The 22,114-nt window shown below is 52.0% G+C and carries 28 protein-coding genes; 19 read left to right on the forward strand and 9 right to left on the reverse strand.

The features are described 5' to 3' along the window. Positions 1-25 precede the first annotated feature (25 nt). Positions 26-226, forward strand: coding sequence for a hypothetical protein (locus tag EL29_RS09290; RefSeq protein ID WP_013026171.1), 201 nt, complete (start codon positions 26-28; stop codon positions 224-226). A gap of 291 nt (positions 227-517) precedes the next feature. On the opposite strand, the gene EL29_RS09295 is transcribed toward EL29_RS09290, so the two are convergent. Both EL29_RS09295 and fliE read right to left on the reverse strand, forming a co-directional pair. Next, positions 518-685, reverse strand: coding sequence for a hypothetical protein (locus EL29_RS09295; RefSeq protein WP_019106601.1), 168 nt, complete (start codon positions 683-685; stop codon positions 518-520). Positions 686-1,649: 964 nt separating this feature from the next. After that, entirely contained in the window at positions 1,650-1,961 is a 312-nt protein-coding gene (gene fliE, locus EL29_RS09300; protein ID WP_013026173.1) for a flagellar hook-basal body complex protein FliE, read from the reverse strand. 234 nt (positions 1,962-2,195) lie between these two features. Between fliE and fliF the strand changes: the two genes are divergently transcribed. From fliF to EL29_RS09375, 15 genes are all read left to right on the forward strand, one after another. Beyond that, positions 2,196-3,914 (forward strand): flagellar basal-body MS-ring/collar protein FliF, encoded by a 1,719-nt coding sequence (gene fliF, locus EL29_RS09305; protein ID WP_014593944.1) that lies wholly within the window; start codon positions 2,196-2,198, stop codon positions 3,912-3,914. Continuing rightward, positions 3,911-4,903, forward strand: a complete 993-nt coding sequence (gene fliG / locus EL29_RS09310; protein WP_013026175.1) for a flagellar motor switch protein FliG — start codon at positions 3,911-3,913, stop codon at positions 4,901-4,903. The genes fliF and fliG overlap by 4 nt, the downstream gene beginning before the upstream one ends. Continuing rightward, positions 4,896-5,594 (forward strand): flagellar assembly protein FliH, encoded by a 699-nt coding sequence (gene fliH / locus EL29_RS09315; protein WP_014593946.1) that lies wholly within the window; start codon positions 4,896-4,898, stop codon positions 5,592-5,594. The genes fliG and fliH overlap by 8 nt, the downstream gene beginning before the upstream one ends. Further along, a complete protein-coding gene (gene fliI, locus EL29_RS09320) occupies positions 5,594-6,955 on the forward strand; it encodes a flagellar protein export ATPase FliI (protein WP_014593947.1) in 1,362 nt (453 codons plus the stop codon). The genes fliH and fliI overlap by 1 nt, the downstream gene beginning before the upstream one ends. A 28-nt stretch (positions 6,956-6,983) precedes the next feature. After that, a complete protein-coding gene (gene fliJ, locus EL29_RS09325) occupies positions 6,984-7,427 on the forward strand; it encodes a flagellar export protein FliJ (RefSeq protein ID WP_013026178.1) in 444 nt (147 codons plus the stop codon). After that, entirely contained in the window at positions 7,424-8,692 is a 1,269-nt protein-coding gene (locus EL29_RS09330) for a flagellar hook-length control protein FliK (RefSeq protein WP_014605564.1), read from the forward strand. Before fliJ ends, EL29_RS09330 begins: the two co-directional genes overlap by 4 nt. 129 nt (positions 8,693-8,821) lie before the next feature. Next, positions 8,822-9,307, forward strand: coding sequence for a flagellar basal body-associated protein FliL (gene fliL / locus EL29_RS09335; RefSeq protein WP_013026180.1), 486 nt, complete (start codon positions 8,822-8,824; stop codon positions 9,305-9,307). A 4-nt stretch (positions 9,308-9,311) separates the two neighbouring features. Further along, complete coding sequence (gene fliM / locus EL29_RS09340) at positions 9,312-10,319, forward strand: flagellar motor switch protein FliM (protein ID WP_013026181.1); 1,008 nt, start codon at positions 9,312-9,314, stop codon at positions 10,317-10,319. Next, on the forward strand, positions 10,312-10,725 hold the full coding sequence (gene fliN / locus EL29_RS09345; RefSeq protein ID WP_013026182.1) for a flagellar motor switch protein FliN: 414 nt from the start codon (positions 10,312-10,314) through the stop codon (positions 10,723-10,725). The genes fliM and fliN overlap by 8 nt, the downstream gene beginning before the upstream one ends. Position 10,726: 1 nt before the next feature. Beyond that, complete coding sequence (fliO, locus tag EL29_RS09350) at positions 10,727-11,125, forward strand: flagellar biosynthetic protein FliO (RefSeq protein WP_014593949.1); 399 nt, start codon at positions 10,727-10,729, stop codon at positions 11,123-11,125. Then, complete coding sequence (gene fliP / locus EL29_RS09355; RefSeq protein ID WP_033765984.1) at positions 11,125-11,856, forward strand: flagellar type III secretion system pore protein FliP; 732 nt, start codon at positions 11,125-11,127, stop codon at positions 11,854-11,856. The genes fliO and fliP overlap by 1 nt, the downstream gene beginning before the upstream one ends. A gap of 25 nt (positions 11,857-11,881) precedes the next feature. Beyond that, positions 11,882-12,151 carry a flagellar biosynthesis protein FliQ gene (gene fliQ / locus EL29_RS09360; RefSeq protein ID WP_014605563.1) on the forward strand — a complete coding sequence of 90 codons (270 nt, stop codon included), beginning with the start codon at positions 11,882-11,884 and terminating at the stop codon, positions 12,149-12,151. After that, on the forward strand, positions 12,151-12,936 hold the full coding sequence (gene fliR / locus EL29_RS09365; RefSeq protein ID WP_014593951.1) for a flagellar biosynthetic protein FliR: 786 nt from the start codon (positions 12,151-12,153) through the stop codon (positions 12,934-12,936). Before fliQ ends, fliR begins: the two co-directional genes overlap by 1 nt. A gap of 628 nt (positions 12,937-13,564) precedes the next feature. Beyond that, on the forward strand, positions 13,565-14,200 hold the full coding sequence (gene rcsA / locus EL29_RS09370; protein ID WP_014593952.1) for a transcriptional regulator RcsA: 636 nt from the start codon (positions 13,565-13,567) through the stop codon (positions 14,198-14,200). 139 nt (positions 14,201-14,339) lie between these two features. Next, complete coding sequence (locus EL29_RS09375) at positions 14,340-16,046, forward strand: methyl-accepting chemotaxis protein (protein WP_019106599.1); 1,707 nt, start codon at positions 14,340-14,342, stop codon at positions 16,044-16,046. A gap of 130 nt (positions 16,047-16,176) precedes the next feature. On the opposite strand, the gene dsrB is transcribed toward EL29_RS09375, so the two are convergent. Together dsrB and EL29_RS09385 are read right to left on the reverse strand one after the other, a co-directional pair. Continuing rightward, entirely contained in the window at positions 16,177-16,371 is a 195-nt protein-coding gene (dsrB, locus tag EL29_RS09380; RefSeq protein WP_014593953.1) for a protein DsrB, read from the reverse strand. 62 nt (positions 16,372-16,433) lie between these two features. Then, complete coding sequence (locus EL29_RS09385; protein ID WP_014605562.1) at positions 16,434-16,592, reverse strand: YqaE/Pmp3 family membrane protein; 159 nt, start codon at positions 16,590-16,592, stop codon at positions 16,434-16,436. 309 nt (positions 16,593-16,901) lie between these two features. Here EL29_RS09385 and EL29_RS09390 point away from each other — a divergent pair, with 309 nt between their 5' ends. From EL29_RS09390 to EL29_RS09400, 3 genes are all read left to right on the forward strand, one after another. Beyond that, positions 16,902-17,126 (forward strand): DUF2525 domain-containing protein, encoded by a 225-nt coding sequence (locus EL29_RS09390; protein ID WP_013026191.1) that lies wholly within the window; start codon positions 16,902-16,904, stop codon positions 17,124-17,126. 353 nt (positions 17,127-17,479) lie between these two features. Continuing rightward, positions 17,480-18,268 carry a mannosyl-3-phosphoglycerate phosphatase-related protein gene (locus EL29_RS09395; protein WP_014593954.1) on the forward strand — a complete coding sequence of 263 codons (789 nt, stop codon included), beginning with the start codon at positions 17,480-17,482 and terminating at the stop codon, positions 18,266-18,268. Between the two features lie 40 nt (positions 18,269-18,308). Further along, the gene (locus tag EL29_RS09400) at positions 18,309-19,529 is read left to right on the forward strand and encodes a glycosyltransferase family protein (protein WP_014593955.1); all 1,221 of its coding nucleotides are present in this window, start codon (positions 18,309-18,311) and stop codon (positions 19,527-19,529) included. A gap of 83 nt (positions 19,530-19,612) precedes the next feature. Here EL29_RS09400 and EL29_RS09405 read toward each other — a convergent pair whose 3' ends face one another. The 5 genes from EL29_RS09405 to EL29_RS09420 form a co-directional block, all read right to left on the reverse strand. Beyond that, the gene (locus tag EL29_RS09405) at positions 19,613-19,795 is read right to left on the reverse strand and encodes a YodC family protein (RefSeq protein WP_019106597.1); all 183 of its coding nucleotides are present in this window, start codon (positions 19,793-19,795) and stop codon (positions 19,613-19,615) included. 171 nt (positions 19,796-19,966) lie between these two features. Further along, positions 19,967-20,098, reverse strand: coding sequence for a hypothetical protein (locus tag EL29_RS23295; RefSeq protein WP_014605559.1), 132 nt, complete (start codon positions 20,096-20,098; stop codon positions 19,967-19,969). 44 nt (positions 20,099-20,142) lie between these two features. Then, positions 20,143-21,045 carry a DUF808 domain-containing protein gene (locus EL29_RS09410; protein ID WP_013026196.1) on the reverse strand — a complete coding sequence of 301 codons (903 nt, stop codon included), beginning with the start codon at positions 21,043-21,045 and terminating at the stop codon, positions 20,143-20,145. Positions 21,046-21,142: 97 nt separating this feature from the next. After that, the gene (locus EL29_RS09415) at positions 21,143-21,418 is read right to left on the reverse strand and encodes a hypothetical protein (RefSeq protein ID WP_028715252.1); all 276 of its coding nucleotides are present in this window, start codon (positions 21,416-21,418) and stop codon (positions 21,143-21,145) included. Between the two features lie 65 nt (positions 21,419-21,483). After that, entirely contained in the window at positions 21,484-21,963 is a 480-nt protein-coding gene (locus tag EL29_RS09420; protein WP_013026198.1) for a very short patch repair endonuclease, read from the reverse strand. Positions 21,964-22,114 lie beyond the last annotated feature (151 nt).

The raw sequence follows: 22,114 nt of genomic DNA on the forward strand, positions 1-22,114 counted from the left end.
TAACAGACTCAAAAAGGAGCGAAGCATGCATACACATCACAGTAACGAACAGCGTAAACATGAGGGCGATGTCAGCAAAGGTTTACCCGAAGCGGCACCTAATGCAGGCAATGCCTATGAGGAAGACGATCATCCCGCTAAGGATGCACCTAAAGATCACGGGGAAGTCCCGAGAAAAAATGATGACAGTCAGGATGATAAAAAAGACCCTTTTAAAGCGTCCTGAGTGGTTTTATCGCGAGCATGTTCCGCGCCGGGGCATGCTTTTACCTGCTCAATCAATGCCTCATCATTAAAAAGCACGTCATCGAATACCCTGTATTTACATCCGTATCGTCCCTGCAGTAACAGACCTGTATCATTTTTAACTTCGCCTGACGTAATCCTTATCGCCAGGAAATGCACGAAGAGTGAGGCATGCAATTTAGATTGCAAAGCCAAAAAACAGCGCAACGATGTGTTTACATCCCGTTAGCATGCCATCACGCCTTTTTAAGTAAATACGGCTCGCCGTCACTCAGGATTGTTTATGAAGGTAGTCCACCAACATTTCAAGATTAACCCGGTGAGGCCCATCTGGATAAAACACGCCCTGCGCCGGTCGGTTAGCATCAAATAACGCCTGCAAATCCAGATCGTCATCCAGTAACTGAATAGAGCCCTTGACCAGCTTATATGAAATCACCCTGCATGTGCCTTCAGGGATCTTGCTTAAAGAGTCAGAGCCTTGAACGTCAGAATAAATCTCATATTTAATCTGCTCCCCGCTATTTGAGTTAGCGAGCAGAGTTTGAATTAAGTATTTCATTTTAACCAAAGGATGGGTGAACAAGGATATTACATTAACGCGGAGCACTTTTTTTATAAAGTTAAATCTTTTAATCAGATATTATTTCTTATAAACCTGCTCATTCTCACTTTATGCTGACAGGCCGTGTCTGGCTTGCTGATCACGCCCTGCCAGAGGTGCCTTCACCGCGGGATGCGGCAACATGTTCACAGCCTTACCTCTATACCGCCACCCACATTAACACGGCGTTTTTATCGAAAGGAGTTTAAATAAACCAAGCCATTTTTCATTCGTACCGCCGCGACCCTTCTTATTTATTATCGAAAAATATCTTTCTGTTCTCAGCGATGCCATCGGATTAAAACTGAAGCAAACCTTATATTGCTGTTCGAGACACCGCGGCGACACTCTTGAAAAATAGCTTGTAACTTAAATGAAAGTTAAACAAAACCCTGTGAAGGATAATTATTTTCACTCAGGCGCGTTAATTCCAGTCAGGATAAAAATTCTTTTTTTTGCGATAACACGGGTGATGTAAATAAAGGTTATTTCTTACGGAGGCAATAAATTTTAAGGCGTACGTTTGGCGGGTTGTCAGACGTGAGTTAACCGGCTTAGTGGCCAGTATAGGGGTCGGTCAGTCTGTTTTTATCGCTTTACACTTTTGAATTTGTTGGCCAGTCAGCCGCGGCAAACTCCTTCACTGAGGGGTTATCAGGTGTATGACGGCGTGGATAAGGAATAAGGATAAGAAAAAGCAGCGCTGGATGCCCTATCACAAACACGCACTCTGCCCTGGCTCTACCACAACCCAAAGTCCACCTTGCACGAACCTGATATTCCCCCGTCAGTGACGTGACTACACCTGCATATTCATGATGTCGGTATAAGCCGAAACCAGCTTGTTCCTGACCTGAATTCCCATCTGCATTGAGATGGATGATTTTTGCAGATCGACCATCACATCATTCAGCGCGATCCCGGGCTTACCCATTTCGAAATCCTGCGCCTGGGTGCGTGCAGAAGTCTGCGTTTCGCTGATTTTATCCAGCGCGGCCTTCATGGTCGCACCGAAGTCGATATGGCTGGTGACGTCGTTACTCTTGTTGTTGGCCTGGAGCGACGTCATCTGTAACTGCTGTAAAACACCCTCGATTGCCTGCACTGACATGGCTGTTACCTCACTGAAAAGAGATGAAGATTTTTGATGTGCGGAGAAGTTAACACATTGTCAATAAGACAAAGCCCCTAAATGGCGCTAAAAACCGTGGCTTATTCACCCATCGAATTTTGCGTTTCATCAAATAATGCCAGGCATTGAAGTGGAAATTTTATTTATGCAGGTCAGGGAGTCTGTTTTGCCATCACAACTAACCCGGTCAATTACGTCAGGCAGGAATCGGTCATGAATGCGAGTGCAGCCGCCACACAAGATCAAGACAAGAAAGGCTTCGGTGACCTTCTCGCTCGCCTGCGTGCTAATCCACGCATACCTTTAATCGTCGCCGCCGCCGCTGCTATTGCAGTGGTGTTTGCATTGGTCCTTTGGGCCAAGACACCTAACTACAGCGTGCTGTTCAGCAATCTCTCAAACGAGGATGGCGGCGCCATTGTCACGCAGTTGACGCAGATGAATGTACCTTATCGTTTTGCCGATAACGGTGGCGCATTGATGGTCCCTGAAGACAAAGTGCATGAACTGCGTCTGCGTCTGGCTGAACAGGGCCTGCCTAAGGGTGGCAACGTCGGCTTTGAGCTGCTGGATAAAGAGAAGTTCGGTATCAGCCAGTTCAGTGAGCAGGTTAACTACCAGCGCGCCCTCGAAGGCGAGCTGGCACGTACCATCGAATCACTGGGACCGGTTAAAACCGCACGCGTGCATCTGGCCATGCCTAAACCTACTCTGTTTGTGCGTGAGCAAAAGGCCCCTTCTGCGTCCGTAACCTTAACGCTGCAACCGGGTCGCGCACTGGACGAGGGTCAGATTCAGGCGATTACCCACATGGTTTCCAGCAGCGTGGCGGGTTTACCTCCGGGCAACGTCACCGTCGTGGATCAGAGCGGTCATCTGTTAACGCGTTCTGATGCGGTGGGTCGTGACCTGAATGACGCACAACTTAAATATGCTGCCGAAGTGGAAGCCCGTTATCAGCAACGCATTGAAGCTATCCTGAATCCGATTCTGGGCCAGGGCAACGTGCATGCACAGGTTACCGCGCAGATTAACTTTGATACCAGCGAGCAGACAGACGAGAAGTATCAGCCAAATGGCGACCCCAAAAATGCGTCAATCCGCTCACAGCAGACAAGCACCAGCGAGCAGTCTGGCAGCCCTTATCCTGGCGGCGTGCCTGGCGCGCTGTCTAATCAGCCAGCGCCCGCGAATACTGCGCCGGTCAATGCGCCGAACACCAACGCGGCCAACGGGCAGAATGCGAATGGCCAGAACAATGCCGCGAATGGCCAGCGTACCAGTACCGCCTCGGCCAGCAGCGTGCCAACCAACTCTCGCCGCGATGACACAGTGAACTATGAGCTGGATCGCACCATTCGCCATACCAAAATGAATGTGGGAGATGTGCAGCGTCTGTCCGTCGCCGTGGTGGTGAACTATCGCGAAGATGATAAAGGCAAAGCGCTTGCACTTAACGAGCAGCAGCTGAAGCAGATTGAAGACCTGACGCGTGAAGCCATGGGCTATTCACAACAACGTGGTGACAGCGTCAACGTGGTGAACTCGCAGTTCAATACCACCGAACCTACTGTCAGCGAACTGCCCTTCTGGCAACAGCAGTCCTTCTTTGACCAGCTGATAAGTGCAGGTAAGTGGCTGCTGGTGGCACTGGTTGCCTTCATCCTGTACCGCAAAACGGTTCGTCCACACGTACTGCGTAAGAAAGAAGCTGAGAAAGCGGCTGCAGAAGCGATGGCTGCCCGTGCTGCACAGCAAAACGATCAGGAAGCTTACAGCGTCCAGCTCAGCAAAGATGAGATGGAGCAGGAACGCAAAACTAATAACCGCATGAGCGCTGAAGTCATGAGCCAGCGTATCCGCGACATGTCTGAAAACGATCCGCGCGTCGTGGCGCTGGTTATTCGTGAATGGATGGGTAACGAACTATGAGTCTGACCGGTACTGAAAAAAGCGCCATTCTGATGATGACCATTGGCGAAGAACGCGCGGCGGAAGTGTTTAAGCATCTGAACCAACGCGAAGTGCAGCATTTGAGCTCGGCAATGGCCAGCATGCGTCAGGTATCCCATAAGCAGCTGACTGAAGTGCTGCGAGAGTTCGAAGCCGATGCCGAGCAGTTCGCGGCGCTGAGCCTGAACTCCAACGACTACCTGCGCTCCGTGTTGACCCGTGCGCTGGGTGAAGAACGTGCTTCAAGCCTGCTGGAAGATATCCTTGAAACCCGTGATACCACCAGCGGGATGGAAACGCTCAACTTCATGGAGCCGCAGGCGGCTGCCGACCTTATTCGCGACGAGCATCCCCAGATTATCGCGACCATTCTGGTACACCTCAAACGCGGTCAGGCTGCAGATATCCTGGCGCTGTTTGATGAACGCCTGCGTCATGACGTCATGCTGCGTATTGCGACCTTTGGTGGCGTACAGCCTGCCGCACTGGCAGAACTGACCGAAGTGCTGAACAGCCTGCTCGACGGCACCAACCTCAAGCGCGCGAAGATGGGCGGCGTAAGAACGGCGGCAGAAATCATCAACCTGATGAAAACGCAGCAGGAAGAAGCGGTCATCGAAGCGGTTCGCGACTTCGACGGCGAGCTGGCACAGAAAATCATCGACGAGATGTTCCTGTTCGAAAATCTGGTGGAAGTGGACGATCGCAGTATCCAGCGTCTGTTGCAGGAAGTGGAGTCCGAGCAGTTGCTGATCGCCCTGAAAGGTGCAGAGCAGCCTCTGCGCGAGAAGTTCCTCAAAAACATGTCGGCACGTGCAGCAGATATTCTGCGCGACGATCTTGCCAACCGTGGCCCGGTGCGTATGTCTGCGGTCGAGAACGAACAGAAAGCGATCCTGCTGGTGGTTCGTCGCCTGGCAGAGTCCGGCGAGATGGTAATCGGTGGTGGCGAGGAAACCTATGTCTGATGCATTTTCTGCCCGTCCATGGCAGCTGTGGCAGCCGGTTGAGCTGGGGCGTCCAGAAGAGCCCGTTGCCATGTCAGCAGAGCCAGCCGAGGTTACCATCTTTGAATCTGAAGAAGATGAGCAACAGCAGCAGTTTGAACATATGCAGCAGCAGTTGCGTAAAGAGGCGCACGGGCAAGGCTATAGCGAAGGTCATCTGCAGGGGTTTGCTGAAGGCCAGAAGGCCGGTTACGACGCGGGTTTTCAGCAAGGTCTGGCCGATGCACAGCAGCAGCAGGCGCCTTTACAGGCACGCATGCAGCAGTTGGTCACCGAATTCCAGAACACGCTGGAATCTTTGGACAGCGTGATCGCCGCCCGTCTGATGCAGCTGGCGCTGGAAGCCGCGCGCTCAGTCATTGGGCAGGCAACAACGGTGGATGGCAGCGCCCTGCTTCGGCAGATCCAGGGCCTGCTTCAGCAGGAGCCGATGTTTAGCGGTAAACCTCAACTGCGCGTTCATCCGGACGATCTGCTGAGAATCGAACAAACCTTAGGTCCGACGCTCGATCTTCACGGCTGGCGTTTACTGGCAGATAACACGTTGCACCCTGGCGGCTGCAAGCTCAGCGCCGAAGATGGCGATCTCGACGCCAGCGTCGCCACTCGCTGGCAGGAACTGTGTCGCCTGGCGGCGCCGGGAGAATTTTAATGACCACACGTCTGAACCGCTGGCTTGGCTCGCTTGATGCCTTTGAGAGTCGTATTTCTCAGGTACAACCGATTCGTCGTTATGGGCGTTTGACCCGTGCCACCGGCCTGGTACTGGAGGCGACCGGCCTGCAGCTGCCCCTGGGTTCAACCTGTGTGATTGAGCGCAACGACGGTAAGAGCATCAGCGAAATCGAAAGTGAAGTCGTCGGTTTCAACGGTCAGAAACTGCTGATGATGCCGCTGGAAGAAGTGGACGGCATTCTGCCGGGGGCGCGCGTTTATGCCCGGGCTACCGGTGAAAACCCGCAGGCCGGAAAGCAGCTTTTACTCGGACCACAACTGCTGGGCCGTGTCCTTGACGGCAGCGGAAGGCCGCTCGATGGCTTACCGTCACCGGAAACTGGCTACCGTGCGGCACTAAATACTCCGCCGTTTAACCCCTTACAGCGCACGCCCATCACTGATGTCCTGGATACGGGCGTTCGGGCTATCAACGCCCTGCTCACCGTTGGCCGTGGTCAACGTATGGGCCTGTTTGCCGGTTCAGGCGTGGGTAAAAGCGTGCTGCTCGGCATGATGGCGCGTTACACCCAGGCCGATGTGATCGTTGTCGGGTTAATCGGTGAGCGTGGTCGTGAAGTTAAAGACTTTATTGAAAACATTTTAGGCGCGGAAGGCCGTGCCCGTTCCGTGGTGATTGCGGCGCCGGCCGATGTCTCCCCGCTGTTGCGTCTTCAGGGCGCAGCCTATGCCACACGTATTGCAGAAGACTTCCGCGATCGCGGTAAGCACGTCCTGTTAATCATGGACTCCCTGACGCGTTACGCCATGGCCCAGCGTGAGATTGCCCTGGCAATCGGTGAGCCACCGGCCACTAAAGGTTATCCACCGTCTGTTTTCGCTAAGCTCCCGGCCCTGGTTGAGCGCGCCGGTAACGGTATCGATGGCGGCGGCTCCATTACGGCTTTTTATACCGTTCTGACCGAAGGCGACGACCAGCAGGATCCGATTGCAGACTCTGCCCGCGCAATCCTCGACGGACACATCGTGTTGTCACGTCGCCTCGCGGAGGCCGGACACTATCCGGCTATTGATATTGAAGCGTCAATCAGTCGTGCCATGACATCACTGATTGATGAAAATCACTATGCACGCGTACGCCAGTTCAAGCAGTTGCTTTCAAGTTTTCAGCGCAACCGTGACCTGGTCAGCGTCGGCGCCTATGCCGCAGGCAGCGATCCCATGCTGGACAAAGCTATTCAGCTTTACCCGCAGATGGAAGCCTTCCTGCAACAAGGCATTTTTGAACGCAGTGAGTACGACGACGCCTGCCTGCATTTGCACGCCTTGTTTGGCTAGTCAGCGCGTTTGATACGAGGACATCGTAATGAAAACAGCCAATGCTATTGACACGCTTCGCGATTTAGCGGAGCAGGACCTGGAGCGCGCCGCCGTGTTGTTGGGCGATATGCGCCGGGGTCAGCAGGCGGCTAACGAGCAGCTCTCCATGTTGCTCGATTACCAGGACGAGTACCGCAATAAGCTGAACAGTGACATGTCCAGCGGAATTGCCAGCAATCGCTGGACCAACTATCACCAGTTTATCCAGACGCTGGAGAAGGCGATTGAGCAACACCGCAGCCAGCTACAGCAATGGAACCAACGGCTGGAACAGGCGCTGGTCAACTGGCGTGAGAAACAGCAGCGCCTGAACGCCTATCAAACTCTGATCACCCGGGCAGAGGAAAATGCATTACGACAAGAAAACCGTCTCGACCAGAAACGGATGGATGAATTTGCCCAACGGGCCGCACTGAGGAAAGGCGAATGATTACGCTGCCAAACACCGCGTTGACGACGAAAGCCATCGGCACTGCTGACACATCAGGCACCACAGACCTGTTAAGCAGTGGTGAGACGCTGCCACAGGACTTTATCACCGCCCTGGGAAATCAGCTGCTTTCCCTGGCGAAGCTGCACGGTAAAACCCCTGCGGCTACAGATAAAAATGTCACAACAGAGACGGAGCATAAAACGGCCACCTCGTTGAATGCATTACTCTCTTCGCTGGAAACGCCGACTGCGCTTAGTGCGTTGTTTACACCGGAAAAGATTAAAGCCGGCACAAAATCAGCCGATGATAAAGATGAGCTGACAGCCACCGCCCTTAACAATAGCGACATGCAGAATATACAGGCGCTCTTTGCCATGCTACCCGCGACGGGACTGCAGCAGGCGGTGAAAGACAACGCAGCGAACCGTGGTGCGGATTTGCAAGGGGATGCGCCCCGTTCAGCGCTGTCAGCGCTGACGCAGGCGGTCACTACGGCACTAACAGGTGATGGCAAAGAGAGCCAAAACACGAAGGTGCAGGACGGCAACCTGGCCAATAAAGCCAGTCTGGTTAGCCAGAGCGTGACCGGCCCAACCGCCGCGACAAGTCATAACACCGCGGTGACGCCTGCGGCTCTGACCACCGACGGCAGTTTTCAGCAGATACTGAGCAGCGTCAGTAAGCAGGACGATCGTCCGTTAGCGGCAGCCAGCGATAACCAGGCCATTCTCAGCGCGCCGGTGAGCAGTACCAGTAGCTTGCTGCAGTCATCTGGCGCCTCAGCGACGATGAACTCACCGTCAACGCCGACGCTGAATGCCCACCTGGGCAGCAACGAATGGCAGCAGGCACTGGGGCAGCAAATTGTGATGTTCAGCCGTAATGGCCAGCAGAATGCAGAGCTGCGATTGCATCCTGAAGACCTGGGGGCGATTCAGATCAGCCTGAAACTGAATAACGATCAGGCACAGTTAAATATGGTTTCCAGCCATAGCCATGTCAGGGCCGCGCTGGAAGCTGCGCTTCCCCAGTTGCGTCATGCCCTGGCGGAAAGCGGGATTAACCTGGGTGAGAGTCAGGTAAGCAGTGAGAGTTTCTCGCAGGGACAGAGCTTCCAGCAGCAACAGGAGGCGCGTCGCGACGGACAGCACGGCAGCTTCTCCCTCACCCAGGACAGTGATAGCGACATTACACCCATTGCCGTACCGCAGTCTCTTCAGGCCCGGTTAACCGGCAAAGGCGCAGTCGACACATTTGCCTGACAGCGACAAACGCTGAAGGTAAGCGTAAAACCCGTGTCTTTTCTTGCCATTGTTTGACTTAAGACACGCGATAATCTGTTCAGGCAAGCCGAGAGGCTTGCCCATAATTCACAGGAAGTTACTGCAAAAATGTCTGATAACGCGAAAGCCAAAGGCCGCAAACGAAAACTTTTAATACCAGTGTTACTGATTGTCGCGCTGGCCGCTTGCAGCGTGGCAGGCTATGCAGTCTGGCGAATGATGAATAAACATGAGGGTGATAAGCCGGAGGTCGCGAAAGTTGAACCGCCTCCCGCCCCGGTCTTTTTTGCACTTGATACATTTACGGTTAACCTGGTCAATCCCGACAACGACCCAGACCGCGTACTGTACGTAGGCTTTACGCTACGTCTGCCGGATGAAGAAACGCGTCGTCGGATGAGTGACTACCTGCCTGAGGTTCGCAGTCGTCTGTTACTGCTGCTGTCTCGTCAGAACGCAGCTGCACTGGCGACGGAGCAAGGAAAGCAAGCGCTTGTTGATCAAATCAAACAGGCGCTGGCACCACCACTGGTAAAAGGTCAACCTCCGCAGGTCGTAGACGACGTACTGTTTACTGCCTTCATTTTGAGGTGAATCAATGGGCGACAGCATTCTCTCCCAGGCTGAAATTGACGCGCTACTTAACGGCGACAGCGGCAGCGCGGAAGAAGAAAAGAAACAAAACGGACCTGAGGGCGATATTCGCCCTTATGATCCGAATACCCAGCGTCGCGTGGTGCGCGAGCGTCTGCAGGCGCTGGAAATTATTAACGAGCGTTTTGCCCGTAGTTTCCGTATGGCGCTGTTTAACCTGCTGCGTCGTAGCCCGGATATCAGCGTAGGCGCGATCAAGATTCAGCCTTACCATGAGTTTGCACGCAATCTGCCGGTGCCAACCAACCTGAACCTGATCCATCTGAAGCCCCTGCGCGGTACGGCATTAGTCGTGTTTTCGCCAAGCCTGGTGTTTATTGCGGTCGATAACCTTTTTGGCGGTGATGGCCGCTTTCCGACTAAAGTTGAAGGACGGGAGTTTACCCATACCGAGCAACGTGTCATTCGCCGCATGCTGAAGCTGGCGCTTGACGGATACAGCGATGCGTGGAAAGCCATTTATCCGTTGGATGTGGAGTATGTGCGTTCGGAAATGCAGGTGAAATTCACCAACATCACCACATCACCTAACGATATTGTTGTGAATACGCCTTTCCAGGTTGAAATCGGTAACCTTGTGGGTGAGTTCAACATCTGTATTCCGTTTTCGATGATTGAACCGCTGCGTGAAATGCTGGTGAATCCACCGCTGGAAAACTCGCGGTCAGAAGATACACACTGGCGCGACAATCTGGTGAAGCAGGTTCAGCACTCTGAGCTGGAACTGATTGCCCATTTCGCCGAAACGTCGCTGCGCCTGTCGCGCGTTTTACAGCTGAAACCCGGTGATGTCCTGCCGATTGAAAAGCCAGAGCGCATTATTGCCCATGTGGACGGTGTGCCCGTTTTAACCAGTCAGTATGGCACGCTTAACGGCCAGTATGCCCTGCGTGTTGAACATTTGATTAACCCGATTTTGAATTCGCTTAACGAGGAACAGCCCCATGACTGACAGCAAGAAACCGTCCGATGATACTATCTCTGCGGACGATCTGTGGGCTGAAGCAATGAATGAGCAGGTTGGCTCCGCTACGACTGCCTCACAGAGTGATGACGTTTTTAAAAGCTTTGAAACGAGTAATGCGTCAGGTTCGTTGCAGGATATCGACCTGATTATGGATATCCCGGTGAAGCTCACCGTCGAGCTTGGCCGCACCAAAATGACCATTAAAGAACTGCTGCGTCTGACGCAGGGCTCCGTTGTTTCCCTGGATGGGCTGGCGGGTGAACCGCTGGACATCCTGATCAACGGTTATTTGATCGCACAGGGTGAAGTCGTCGTGGTCAACGATAAATATGGCGTTCGCATCACCGATATCATTACGCCGTCAGAGCGTATGCGTCGTCTGAGCCGTTAAGATGAATAACCAGAATCATACGCTGCAACCTGCCACACCTCAGGCACCGCCCATTTCGGCAGGTTCAGTATTGACCCAGGTCAGTGGCGTATTGGTCGTCATTATTCTGTTGATTCTGGCATGTGCCTGGCTGGCACGCCGCATGGGTTTTGCCCCTAAGAAAGTGGGCAGCCGTGAGCTGACACTCACGGCCAGTGTGCAGGTCGGCCAGCGCGAACGCGTTGTGATTGTTGATACGCCGGATGCGCGTTTGGTGCTGGGCGTGACAGCTCAACAAATTACTCACCTGCATACGTTGCCGCCAGGTGCACCTGATGAAACCGCACCGGTAAAAGCTGCGCCGCAGGATTTTCGTCAGCTATTACAAAATCTGGTTAAACGTCCCGGAAAAAATCCATGATGCGTCGACTGCTCCCTCTTCTGCCGCTGCTGTTGCTGGCACCGGTTGCCCATGCCCAGTTGCCGGGCCTGGTTAGTCAGCCATTAGCTAACGGTGGCCAAAGCTGGTCACTGCCGGTACAAACGCTGGTTTTTATTACTTCGTTAACATTCCTGCCAGCCATTCTGTTAATGATGACCAGCTTTACCCGCATCATTATTGTTTTCGGCCTGCTACGTAATGCGCTGGGCACGCCTTCCGCGCCGCCTAACCAGGTATTACTTGGCCTGACCTTATTTTTAACGTTTTTTATTATGGCACCGACCTTCGATAAAATTTATCAGGATGCCTACCTGCCATTTAGCCAGGATAAAATCAGCATGGATGTGGCGATCGATAAAGGCGCACAGCCGCTGCGGGAGTTTATGCTGCGGCAAACCCGTGAGGCTGACTTAGCGTTATTTGCCCGCCTGGCAAATACAGCGCCGATTGCGGGTCCGGAAGCCGTACCTATGCGTATTCTGTTGCCGGCTTACGTGACCAGTGAATTAAAAACCGCATTCCAGATTGGCTTTACCGTATTTATTCCTTTTTTAATTATCGACCTGGTGGTTGCCAGCGTGTTAATGGCACTCGGGATGATGATGGTTCCCCCGGCAACAATTGCGCTGCCGTTCAAATTAATGTTGTTTGTTCTGGTGGACGGCTGGCAATTGCTGGTTGGCTCGCTGGCGCAAAGTTTCTATTCCTGACCTCTCTATTGCACAGGAGAAATTCATGACACCTGAATCGGTAATGGTAATGGGACAGGAAGCCATGCGCGTTGCCCTGCTGCTGGCTGCCCCTATGCTTCTGGCCGCGCTGGTCAGCGGTTTACTGGTGAGTTTGCTGCAAGCAGCGACCCAGATTAACGAACAAACGCTGTCTTTCATTCCAAAAATTATTGCAGTGGCCACCACGGGTATCATTGCCGGCCCCTGGATGCTGAACGTGCTGTTGGATTACATCCGCACCGTCTTTTCTAATCTGCCTTATATCATCGGCTGATGATCACTCTCGACAGTAGCCAACTCGTACACTGGGTCAGTCAGTTTTTCTGGCCACTGGTGCGTATTCTGGCACTGCTTGCTACCGCGCCGGTACTGAGTGAAAAAGCGGTGAGTAAACGCGTGAAGATTGGTCTTGCCGCCATGATCACCTGGATACTGATCCCAAATTTACCCCCGGTGAACGTGACGCTGTTTTCACCTGCCGGCTTTATGCTGCTGATTCAGCAGATGCTGATTGGGATTGCCATTGGTTTTACCATGCAGTTCGCCTTTGCCGCGGTTCGTACCGCCGGTGAACTGATTGGATTGCAGATGGGTCTGTCTTTCGCCACCTTTTTCGATCCCGCCAGTCGACTGAATATGCCCGTTCTTGCGCGCTTTCTCGACATGCTGGCGATGCTTTTATTTTTGACTTTCAACGGTCACCTGTGGCTTATTTCCCTGCTGTCGGACAGTTTTCATACGTTGCCTATCGGCGGCGAGCCTCTTCAGGCAAATGCCTTTATGGCTTTGGTGAAATCCGGCAGCATGATTTTCCTTAATGGCATGATGTTAGCGCTGCCGTTGATCGTTTTGCTACTCACGATAAATATGGTCCTGGGTTTGTTAAACCGTCTTTCACCACAGTTATCAATCTTCGCGATCGGCTTCCCGATTACCTTATCAGTAGGCATTCTGACCATCAGCCTGCTGATGCCTCTCCTTGCCCCCTTCTGCGAGCACCTGTTCGGCGAAATATTCGATCTTCTGGCCCAGTTCCTGACAGAACTGTCCCCTGTCTGAACATTAAGTATCTAACTATTATCCTGATTTGATACTTAAGAAACGCATAACTATCCGCACATTTTTCAAACCACATTTCCCAGAAATCAACTAAGGATATTCTGATAAACGTGCGGAAAGTCTTAAAATTATTCTTATTAAACCGCGCTTCGCGTATTTTAGTCAGGCGGTTAACCGAGTCATCAACAAGATTGTTTTGGTGACAAAATCGGCAATGCGTTGAAATTACTAAAGAAAAATTTTTATGTGATTTTTCTTGTCAGAAAATGTTTTTTCCGGCATTGTCAACTCGCTAACCGACTTCACACTTTCGTGAAATAAATGTTTTTAAGATTTGTCCTATCAGAAAACTCTGGGTTTTCAGCGATAGTGACAGCGCTCCCAAAAAACTGCATTTCGCTCAGTCCGACTTTGTATCGACTTATCATGTTGATATCAGGTCAGGTGTGAGGTCAGAGCAACACAAATTTTTTGCAGACCGGGTCAGGGAAGAGGACTTTTATGGGCTATTGCCCATTGCCACGCTGCATCAGCAGAATAAAAAAAAGCGCTTTGGAAATCTTCTCGTACCGCAACGCGTAATTCATCGTTGATTTAAACGGATAACAAATTGGTGAGGGTCGCTAACATGCCAACGATTATTATGGATTCCTGCAACTACACACGCCTGGGATTATCAGATTATATGTCTTCTAAGGGAGTTAAGAAGAAAAATATTACTTCTGTATCTGACATTGAGCAATTACAGCAAAGATGTGAGCAGTTAAAACCTGGCGTCGTCTTTATTAACGAAGACTGTTTCATTCATGAAACCGACTCCAGCGAGCGCATTCGCAGCGTTATTAACCAGCATCCCGAAACATTGTTTTTTATTTTTATGGCCATTAGTAATATTCATTTTGAAGAATATTTGTATGTTCGGAAAAATTTGATTATTACATCCAAAGCAATTAAGCCTTCGACGCTGGATTCATTGTTAAGTACTTATTTGCAGAAAAAACTCAATATGTCGCCGCGTATTTCTTCGGGTCTTGATGTCCACCCTCTTACGCTAAGCCAGACAGAGTCAAATATGCTGAAAATGTGGATGTCAGGCCATGATACCATCCAGATATCAGATAAAATGCAAATCAAAGCGAAAACCGTTTCTTCGCATAAAGGCAATATAAAGCGAAAAATTAAAACGCATAACAAGCAAGTGATCTATCATGTGGTGCGTTTAACCGATAACGTGACGTCCGGTATCTATGTCAACGTAAGGTAACCTCCTCCCCTCTAAGAACTGGCCCAAAAGGCCGGTTTTTTTATGGATTAGCGATCCAGATCTCACTTTCGGGTGTAAACCTTTCTCTTCTTTTGCCGATGTTTTGTTCAACAGAATAACCTCCTAAGAGAGCAAGGAAATGAACACAACGCTGGTTAATGAAGGGCATTCCAAACTTAGTCTTTGGCAAAACATCCGCCTCGTTCCTCTGTTTAGTTTAATATTCGGCGGGATATTGTTTCTGTTCGCACTCTGTATTGCTATCTCAAGCTACTTTCTTATTCTCAGTAATCAGTCTCTTAAAGATGCTACCGATGAGATCCAGGTTAGAAACGGGCTTATCGACAGCTCATCGCATATGCGCTCTGCCCGTTTGAATATCATTCAGGCAGGCGCCGCCGCGCGTATCGGTGAGATGGATGAATTCAACGCTAATCTTGCGGCTACGGCCGATCGTATCAAACAGGCTGAAGCCGGCCTTAAAATCTATCTGAATCGTAAAAACAAAACACCAGAAGACATCAAGCTGGATGAGCAGTTACAGGCGCGTTTCAAAGAGTATGTGACGAAGGGTTTGATGCCGATGATCGAATCGGGTAAACAGGGCAGCTTCGAAAGCATTATTGCTCAGGAAACCGATACGACACGCAAACTGGATAACGCCTATAAAGCCGTTCTGGTGGAGGCGATTAAGCTTCGTGATGTTCGCTCCGCTCAGATCAACGATCAGGCGGCAGAGCAGTCACGGATTGGATTTATCGCAATGGGCTCCGCGTTTGTTGCCGCTCTTGTGCTGGTGCTGCTCACCTTTGTGTTTTTACGTCGTGTCGTCATTAACCCACTGCGCAATTCAGTGGCGCACATAGAACGTATTGCTCAAGGGGATTTAACGGCACCCACTGTCCCGCACGGCCGTAACGAAATAGGTCTGTTGCTCGACAACCTGCAACGTATGCAGCAGTCGCTAATCAAAACGGTAGGTACCGTCCGCGAAGGGGCTATCGCCATTTACCAGGGATCAAGTGAGATTTCTGCGGGTAACACCGACCTGTCATCGCGTACCGAGCAACAGGCAGCCGCGCTTGAGCAGACTGCGGCCAGCATGGAACAGCTCACCGCGACGGTGAAACAGAACGCAGATAACGCCCATCACGCCAGCCAACTGGCAGCAGATGCGTCCGGCAAGGCGCGCAGCGGCGGCGATATGGTAAGCGGCGTGGTGAAAACCATGAACGATATTTCCGGTAGTTCGAAGAAAATTGCTGAGATCACTAACGTGATCAACAGTATTGCCTTCCAGACGAACATTCTGGCGCTGAATGCCGCCGTCGAGGCTGCCCGCGCGGGCGAACAGGGCCGCGGTTTTGCCGTGGTCGCCAGCGAAGTCCGTAACCTGGCTCAGCGCAGTGCGCAGGCGGCAAAAGAAATTGAATCGCTGATTGCTGAATCAGTGAAGTTAGTCAGCAGCGGTTCACAACAGGTAGGTGAAGCCGGGACGACCATGAGCGAAATTGTTGAGGCCGTGCGTCGCGTGACCGATATCATGTCGGAAATTGCCGCCGCGTCCGACGAACAAAGCCGCGGTATCCAGCAGGTCAGCCAGGCCGTTACAGAGATGGATAACGTGACGCAGCAAAACGCCTCACTGGTTGAGGAAGCCTCGGCTGCGGCTGCCTCTCTGGAAGATCAGGCTGGTAAGTTGACCAAGGCGGTTGCGGCTTTCCGTTTGCAGGATACGCCAGCAGCAAAACCTGTTCATCAGTCCGATAGCGCACCTAAGGCGCCTGCGCCTGTCTTGCGCCCCGCTGCCGCCACAAGCGGCAATGAGAACTGGGAAACGTTTTAGCCAAAGCAGACCGGTGAGTCAGCGACGTCGCTGAAGCGCGTTGCCTGACGGCGCTGTCAGTAACACTCGCCCTCTGAGCCGAACAGGCCAGAGGGCGATTTTGTGATGGTCTGGCAGTTAAATATCAAGGTCAGTCGGCAGGATAAGGCTCGACAAACACACCGTCCTGATGACCGCTCTCGTTAAAGAACCAGATGCCCTGCGGGTAATCTTCCAGGGCCACCAGAAACATGGTGCCTTCACTAAATGGCTCAACAGCCAGGATGGTGCCTGTACGACGGGGCCCACCATCCGTTTTCACACTGACGCGATCGTCTACCTTCATTTACCACTCTCCCGATACATTCCTGTTAACAGTTTAATCGAAGAGCCTGGGTAATGCAGGCGTTAGCGACGCGCGATGACCCACACGGCGTGAATGATGCCTGGAATGTATCCACACAGGGTCAGCAGGATGTTAAGCCAGAATGCTCCCCCAAAACCTACCTGCATAAAAACACCAAGTGGGGGGAGTAAGATTGCGATTAGAATTCGAAGTAAGTCCATAACCATTCCTTTAGGTATTGATAAAAAACCGTTTTGTTATCAAATATAGTCACTTTTTAGCAGATTACTGAGAAAGTCAGGTAAATCTGAGTAATACGCATTTTCAGTTTCCTGACACTTCACTGCGAGACGTTTAACAGGAACAGCAGGTAAACTTTTTTTCGTTGCTTTCCTCCCCAGGAAATACAACACACCCAAAGTAACAAGGATCATTTGCCCGCGCAGCGCGGGCTTTTTTTTTCTGTCCCGCCCTCTCATTTTCCGCTAAATTGTATATTTATTACCCAATCCAGCCGATGGAGGTTTGCGATGTCGCTTCCCCACCCAGCCGAAAAGCATGAGCGGGATAAAGAAATGGACGCCCTGCTGCAGGCTATTGAACCCGGTAGCACCGGTGAACTGCAGGACTACTTTTCCCCACACTCGCAGTCAGTGACGGGGGCGGATGCCCCTCGGCCAGGGCTGTGCCGTGAACCTGCGGAGCAGTGTGAAATGGATATTCATGATTGTCGTTATACAGAGATAAACCGATAGGCAGCGCAGCCGCACTGAATTCGGCGCAAAAAAATACCCGGCGCGAGCCAGGTAAGCAGTCAATTCGTTACACCAGGGAATTCATATTACTCGTTCAGAGTACGCTTCCCGTTCGCCAAAACAAGCCTTTCCCGTGCGCGTTTCACTCATTTCGCCCTAACTCAAACTGACCACTTTCACCCTGAGCCTTGTTATTTCAGCGATATTCGCTGCACGAAATGACGGCATCGCCGATTTTATCCTTCGGGTTTTAGGAATCCTCCTGGTTATAGGGGTTGCGGTGCGCAATGCTAAGCCTGCTGTAGACTCAACTACACTAAAACTAATGTCGAACTGGAGTGAAGGAGATCAGGATGCCGAATCTGAATGAATCGCTAATGATAGTGACCGACCTCGATGGATCGCTGCTTGACCACCACGACTATAACTGGGATGCCGCAGCAGACTGGCTTGATACACTCAACGCGCACGCCATTCCCTTAATTATTTGCTCCAGCAAAACCGCCGCTGAGATTCTGCCACTGCAGCGTAAGCTCGGTATTGCCGGCACCGCCTTTATTGCTGAAAACGGCGCCGTGCTGTACCTCAACGAGAGTAAAAGCGTGCGCATTCCGGACGACAAGATGAACTATGCCGCAATCTGCCGGGTGCTGGCAGCGTTACAACAGCAGTTTCGCTTTACCGGCTTCCATGACTTCAGCGATGTCGATGTTTCCGCCATGACCGGCCTGAGTGAAGCGGATGCCGCCCTCGCCCGTCAGCGTGATGCTTCAGAGGTGATTGTCTGGCGGGATACCGATGAGGCCTTTGACCGCTTTCGCAAGGCACTGGCCGACTATCATCTTTCCCTGACGCAGGGCGGCCGCTTCTGGCATGTCATGCCTGCCAGAAGCGGCAAAGGAGAAGCCTTGCGCTGGCTGCTGTCTCACACCGACCGGGAAGGCGTTACCACCCTTGGCCTGGGCGATGGCCCGAACGATGCCCCGATGCTGGATGCGGTTGACTATGCCGTGGTGATCAAAGGCTTCAGTAAAACACCGGTTACCTTACAGCGCGCGGAGGATGCCAACGTATTCCGCACGACACATCACGGCCCTGAAGGCTGGCGTGAAGGGCTGGACCATTTTTTGACTCAGCCATGAAAGGCTGTTGTTCCTCTCGCAAAACCATAAGGATGATGCAATGAGTGATTTCTTTCAGAATGGCGTAATTACTAACTTTCATAATCTTACGCACCGCAGCGTTGAGTCGCTGGAAAAAGAAATGGTGCGTTTTGCCCGTAAGCGCAAAATGGGATTGATCCTGCCTTCCCTCTTTTCCGAGCTGGAAGGTCCGGCGTTGACAAAAATTGTTGATGAACTGGCTAAGGTCCCCTATCTGGATGAAATCGTTATCGGGTTAGATCGGGCTGACCGTGACCAGTTTCTGCATGCCCGCGAGTTTTTTTCCCGACTGCCGCAACGGCACCGCATCCTGTGGAATGACGGCCCCAGACTCAAAGCCATTGACGCGGAACTGGATAAAGAGGGGTTGTCGCCCACCCATCCGGGCAAAGGACGCAACGTGTGGTTTTGTACCGGTTATACGCTGGCCTCGGATCGCACCAGCTGTGTTGCACTGCACGACTGCGATATTGTCACCTACGAACGCGGCATGCTGGCACGCCTGCTTTATCCGCTGGCTAACCCCGCTTTTCAGTATGAATTCTGCAAAGGGTTTTACGCACGCGTCGCTGACGGTAAACTCAATGGCCGCGTGGGCCGCCTGCTGGTAGGCCCGCTGCTGCGCTCGTTACAAAAAGTCTATGGCCACTCCGAATACCTTGATTACCTTTCCAGCTTCCGTTATCCGCTCTCGGGCGAGTTTGCGATGCGCACGCACGTGCTCAACGGCATTAAAATCCCCGGCGACTGGGGACTGGAAATTGGCGTGCTCTCTGAAATTTACCGTAACTACACCACGCGCCAGTCGTGTCAGGTCGAGATTGCAGATCACTATGATCACAAGCATCAGCCGCTGGCAGAAGATGATGGCACCGGTGGCCTTAAGCGCATGAGCAACGATATTGTCCAGTCGCTGCTGCGTAAGCTGGCAACCATGGGCGTGCCGCTGACCAGTGACTCATTCCGGGTACTGAAAGCGACCTATTACCGTAATGCGCTGGATATGATGGAAATCTATAACCATGAGGCGGCAATGAACGGCCTGAAATTCGACCAGCATGTTGAAGAAGCGGCCGTCGAAATGTTCACCCAGTCGATTCTGGATGCCGGTCAGTCCTTTATCGAGCGCCCGAACGACAAGCCGTTTATTCCCAGCTGGAGTCGGGTTCAGTCGGCTTTTCCGGATATCCTGCAGCGTATTTATAAAGCGGTAGAAGAGGACAACGACGGCAACGTATAACGCTGCAGGCATCGCGCCAGTGAGGATGGAGAGTGTGATAAATCCAGTCAGGCCGCCGTCGTTTACGGCCTGACTGACAGAAATCAGGAAGTAAACTGGGGCTGCGATTCGCTGGAATGGCTGAGCTCATCGGTGCGAAAAGCCTCATTCCTGACCGCATAACCATCGTACCATCGACATTCAACCATGCCGCTGGCATGTCCGGTCACCACCATCGTTTGCCCGCCTTCCTTATGCTGTACTTCATCACTGATTGCAAAAACCATGTTGCGCCCTCTTTGAGAAATGACTGTCATTGAAACCATTTCTTTATAGCATGGTAAAAGAGTTGCTGCTGTTAAGACGCGCATAAAAATGGCGAATTCAGAATAACGTAGAGAGATATGTCGAAAACAAATCAGGCGGATAAGAATTATCCGCCTGGGGCGCTGAGTGGATTAGATTTTGCAGCCTTCACAATCGGCATCATCAATCAGGTCTTCTGGCACTTCGCCCGCCTTTTTTTCTGCCTTCGCTTCGGCCTGCTCTAACTGAGCATCAATATCAAATTCAAACATGTCATCGCTCATCGTTTTCTCCCCTGAACGCGTTAAAGAATGCGCTTTTATACCGATTACTCACGCAGTTTGGCAATAAGGTTAACCACTAACAGCACGATCGACCCAATGATAAAACCAATCACCAGGTTTGCGCCGTTGCTCAGCAGGCCAGCAACCAGGCCGCTGAAGGGTGCGATCGCATTTTCAATCAGATGATGCAACGGCGTCAGGCCGTGGACGATAATGCCGCCCCCGACCAGGAACATGGCCAGCGTACCGACAACGGTCAACACTTTCATCAATACGGGGGCTGCGGCCAGTAATACTGCGCCCAGCGCCTGGGCCACGCGTGACGATTTATCACGTAGCCAGAACCCTAAATCATCGATTTTAACGATGCCGGCGACAATGCCGTATACGCCAATCGTGACCAGAATCGCAATACCTGACAGGATCAGCACCTGATTCAGCAAGGGCGCTTCGGAGACGATACCGAGGGTAATGGCCACGATTTCAGCCGACAGAATAAAATCGGTGCGCACTGCGCCTTTGATCTTTTTCTTTTCGAAATCGCGCGGGTCCTGTTTTGACAGCTTATCCAGGCGTTGCTGACGCGCCTCTGGCGAGTTCTGCTGTTTATCATGCTGCAGACTGTGCAGGACCTTTTCCACCCCTTCATAACAGAGGTACGCACCGCCAATCATTAACAGTGGCGTAATCAGCCAGGGGGCAAACGTAGAGATAATCAATGCCAGCGGCACGAGTATCAGTTTGTTGAGGAACGAGCCTTTGGCTACGCCCCATACGACCGGCAGTTCGCGATTGGCTTTCACGCCACTCACCTGCTGCGCATTCAGTGACAAATCGTCACCCAGCACGCCTGCCGTCTTCTTCGCGGCGACTTTTCCCATTACCGAGATATCGTCCAGCAGCGTGGCGATATCATCGAGCAACGTTAATAAACTGGTTCCTGCCAAAGTATTTCCCTTATTCGGTCATCGGCAACGGGTTATGTCTGCATCAGCCGCAACGCGTCATCCTCGACGAAGCGCGTGACAGTGCAGCCCGTCGTGCCTATTCCGGTTCGTTATGTTGACAACATGGGCATCGTTCAATTTCTGTCACGTTCATATCAGCGATGCCCTCACAATCCCATTCGACGCGCACCGCTTGTCCTGCGAGTCCATCCATGTGCAGATATTTACTGACCGGGCTTTCCGTCATGCCGGTTATCTCTTCCGTGGCCACCAGCGTTTCCCCAGCATAGATTCTGGCGGTCGCTTTGGTATTCACCATGCGCTCATCACGAATCTGATACAGGCGTTTAACCGTCAGTTTTATGCTGCTCATTGCGGGCTCCCGGTCACGGAAAAGCGTCTATCTAACATTTTATGTTACTGATTAGCAAGGTGGGATCATTCATCCTCTCGGTAATGATGAATTCCCTGATGATCGATTTCAGCGCTGTCATTCATCGCCAGCAGCCACTCTTCGAGACGTTCAAGCAGGGCTTCATCGTCCAGTTTGAGTTTACCGCGTAGCGCGCATTCCCAGATAATCAGCACCTTCCAGCCATTCTCCCGCAGCTGCCGGACATAACGCCGATCCCGTTCTACATTACTGTTTATTTTGCCCGTCCAGAACTCGGTGCGCGTGGCGGGGATCTTAAACAAATAACAGTGGTGGCGGTGCCAGAAGCAGCCATGCACAAAGATAATCGCCTGATGCGAGGTCACGACAAAGTCAGGGCGGCCTGGCAGGTTTTTGTCCTGTACCCGATAGCTGAATCCACGATCTTTGAGCAGCAAGGCGATTCGCTGCTCTATGGCAGTGTCCTGTTGACGAATTGCGCGCATATTTTTACTGCGCGTTTCGCTGGAGTGAACGTCGGCCATAGCACCTCCTTAATAGCGACTTATTCAACTTTAGTCGTCACCCTGAAAAGTGAAAGTCGGCCAGATAAAAGCAGAGAAAATATTTTCACCGCCAGACCGCGCCGTTTAGATCTGACCCGGGCAATTGTGCCTTTTTGACGCTGGCGCACAC

This window comes from Pantoea ananatis LMG 2665 (assembly GCF_000710035.2).
Lineage (GTDB): Bacteria > Pseudomonadota > Gammaproteobacteria > Enterobacterales > Enterobacteriaceae > Pantoea > Pantoea ananatis.

Coding starts and splice junctions, on each gene's coding strand:
- EL29_RS09290 (WP_013026171.1), top strand. CDS start 26: ATGCATACACATCACAGTAACGAACAGCGTAAACATGAGGGCGATGTC.
- fliE (WP_013026173.1), bottom strand. CDS start 1,961: ATGTCAGTGCAGGCAATCGAGGGTGTTTTACAGCAGTTACAGATGACG.
- fliF (WP_014593944.1), top strand. CDS start 2,196: ATGAATGCGAGTGCAGCCGCCACACAAGATCAAGACAAGAAAGGCTTC.
- fliG (WP_013026175.1), top strand. CDS start 3,911: ATGAGTCTGACCGGTACTGAAAAAAGCGCCATTCTGATGATGACCATT.
- fliH (WP_014593946.1), top strand. CDS start 4,896: ATGTCTGATGCATTTTCTGCCCGTCCATGGCAGCTGTGGCAGCCGGTT.
- fliI (WP_014593947.1), top strand. CDS start 5,594: ATGACCACACGTCTGAACCGCTGGCTTGGCTCGCTTGATGCCTTTGAG.
- fliJ (WP_013026178.1), top strand. CDS start 6,984: ATGAAAACAGCCAATGCTATTGACACGCTTCGCGATTTAGCGGAGCAG.
- EL29_RS09330 (WP_014605564.1), top strand. CDS start 7,424: ATGATTACGCTGCCAAACACCGCGTTGACGACGAAAGCCATCGGCACT.
- fliL (WP_013026180.1), top strand. CDS start 8,822: ATGTCTGATAACGCGAAAGCCAAAGGCCGCAAACGAAAACTTTTAATA.
- fliM (WP_013026181.1), top strand. CDS start 9,312: ATGGGCGACAGCATTCTCTCCCAGGCTGAAATTGACGCGCTACTTAAC.
- fliN (WP_013026182.1), top strand. CDS start 10,312: ATGACTGACAGCAAGAAACCGTCCGATGATACTATCTCTGCGGACGAT.
- fliO (WP_014593949.1), top strand. CDS start 10,727: ATGAATAACCAGAATCATACGCTGCAACCTGCCACACCTCAGGCACCG.
- fliP (WP_033765984.1), top strand. CDS start 11,125: ATGCGTCGACTGCTCCCTCTTCTGCCGCTGCTGTTGCTGGCACCGGTT.
- fliQ (WP_014605563.1), top strand. CDS start 11,882: ATGACACCTGAATCGGTAATGGTAATGGGACAGGAAGCCATGCGCGTT.
- fliR (WP_014593951.1), top strand. CDS start 12,151: ATGATCACTCTCGACAGTAGCCAACTCGTACACTGGGTCAGTCAGTTT.
- rcsA (WP_014593952.1), top strand. CDS start 13,565: ATGCCAACGATTATTATGGATTCCTGCAACTACACACGCCTGGGATTA.
- EL29_RS09375 (WP_019106599.1), top strand. CDS start 14,340: ATGAACACAACGCTGGTTAATGAAGGGCATTCCAAACTTAGTCTTTGG.
- dsrB (WP_014593953.1), bottom strand. CDS start 16,371: ATGAAGGTAGACGATCGCGTCAGTGTGAAAACGGATGGTGGGCCCCGT.
- EL29_RS09385 (WP_014605562.1), bottom strand. CDS start 16,592: ATGGACTTACTTCGAATTCTAATCGCAATCTTACTCCCCCCACTTGGT.
- EL29_RS09390 (WP_013026191.1), top strand. CDS start 16,902: ATGTCGCTTCCCCACCCAGCCGAAAAGCATGAGCGGGATAAAGAAATG.
- EL29_RS09395 (WP_014593954.1), top strand. CDS start 17,480: ATGCCGAATCTGAATGAATCGCTAATGATAGTGACCGACCTCGATGGA.
- EL29_RS09400 (WP_014593955.1), top strand. CDS start 18,309: ATGAGTGATTTCTTTCAGAATGGCGTAATTACTAACTTTCATAATCTT.
- EL29_RS09405 (WP_019106597.1), bottom strand. CDS start 19,795: ATGGTTTTTGCAATCAGTGATGAAGTACAGCATAAGGAAGGCGGGCAA.
- EL29_RS23295 (WP_014605559.1), bottom strand. CDS start 20,098: ATGAGCGATGACATGTTTGAATTTGATATTGATGCTCAGTTAGAGCAG.
- EL29_RS09415 (WP_028715252.1), bottom strand. CDS start 21,418: ATGAGCAGCATAAAACTGACGGTTAAACGCCTGTATCAGATTCGTGAT.
- EL29_RS09420 (WP_013026198.1), bottom strand. CDS start 21,963: ATGGCCGACGTTCACTCCAGCGAAACGCGCAGTAAAAATATGCGCGCA.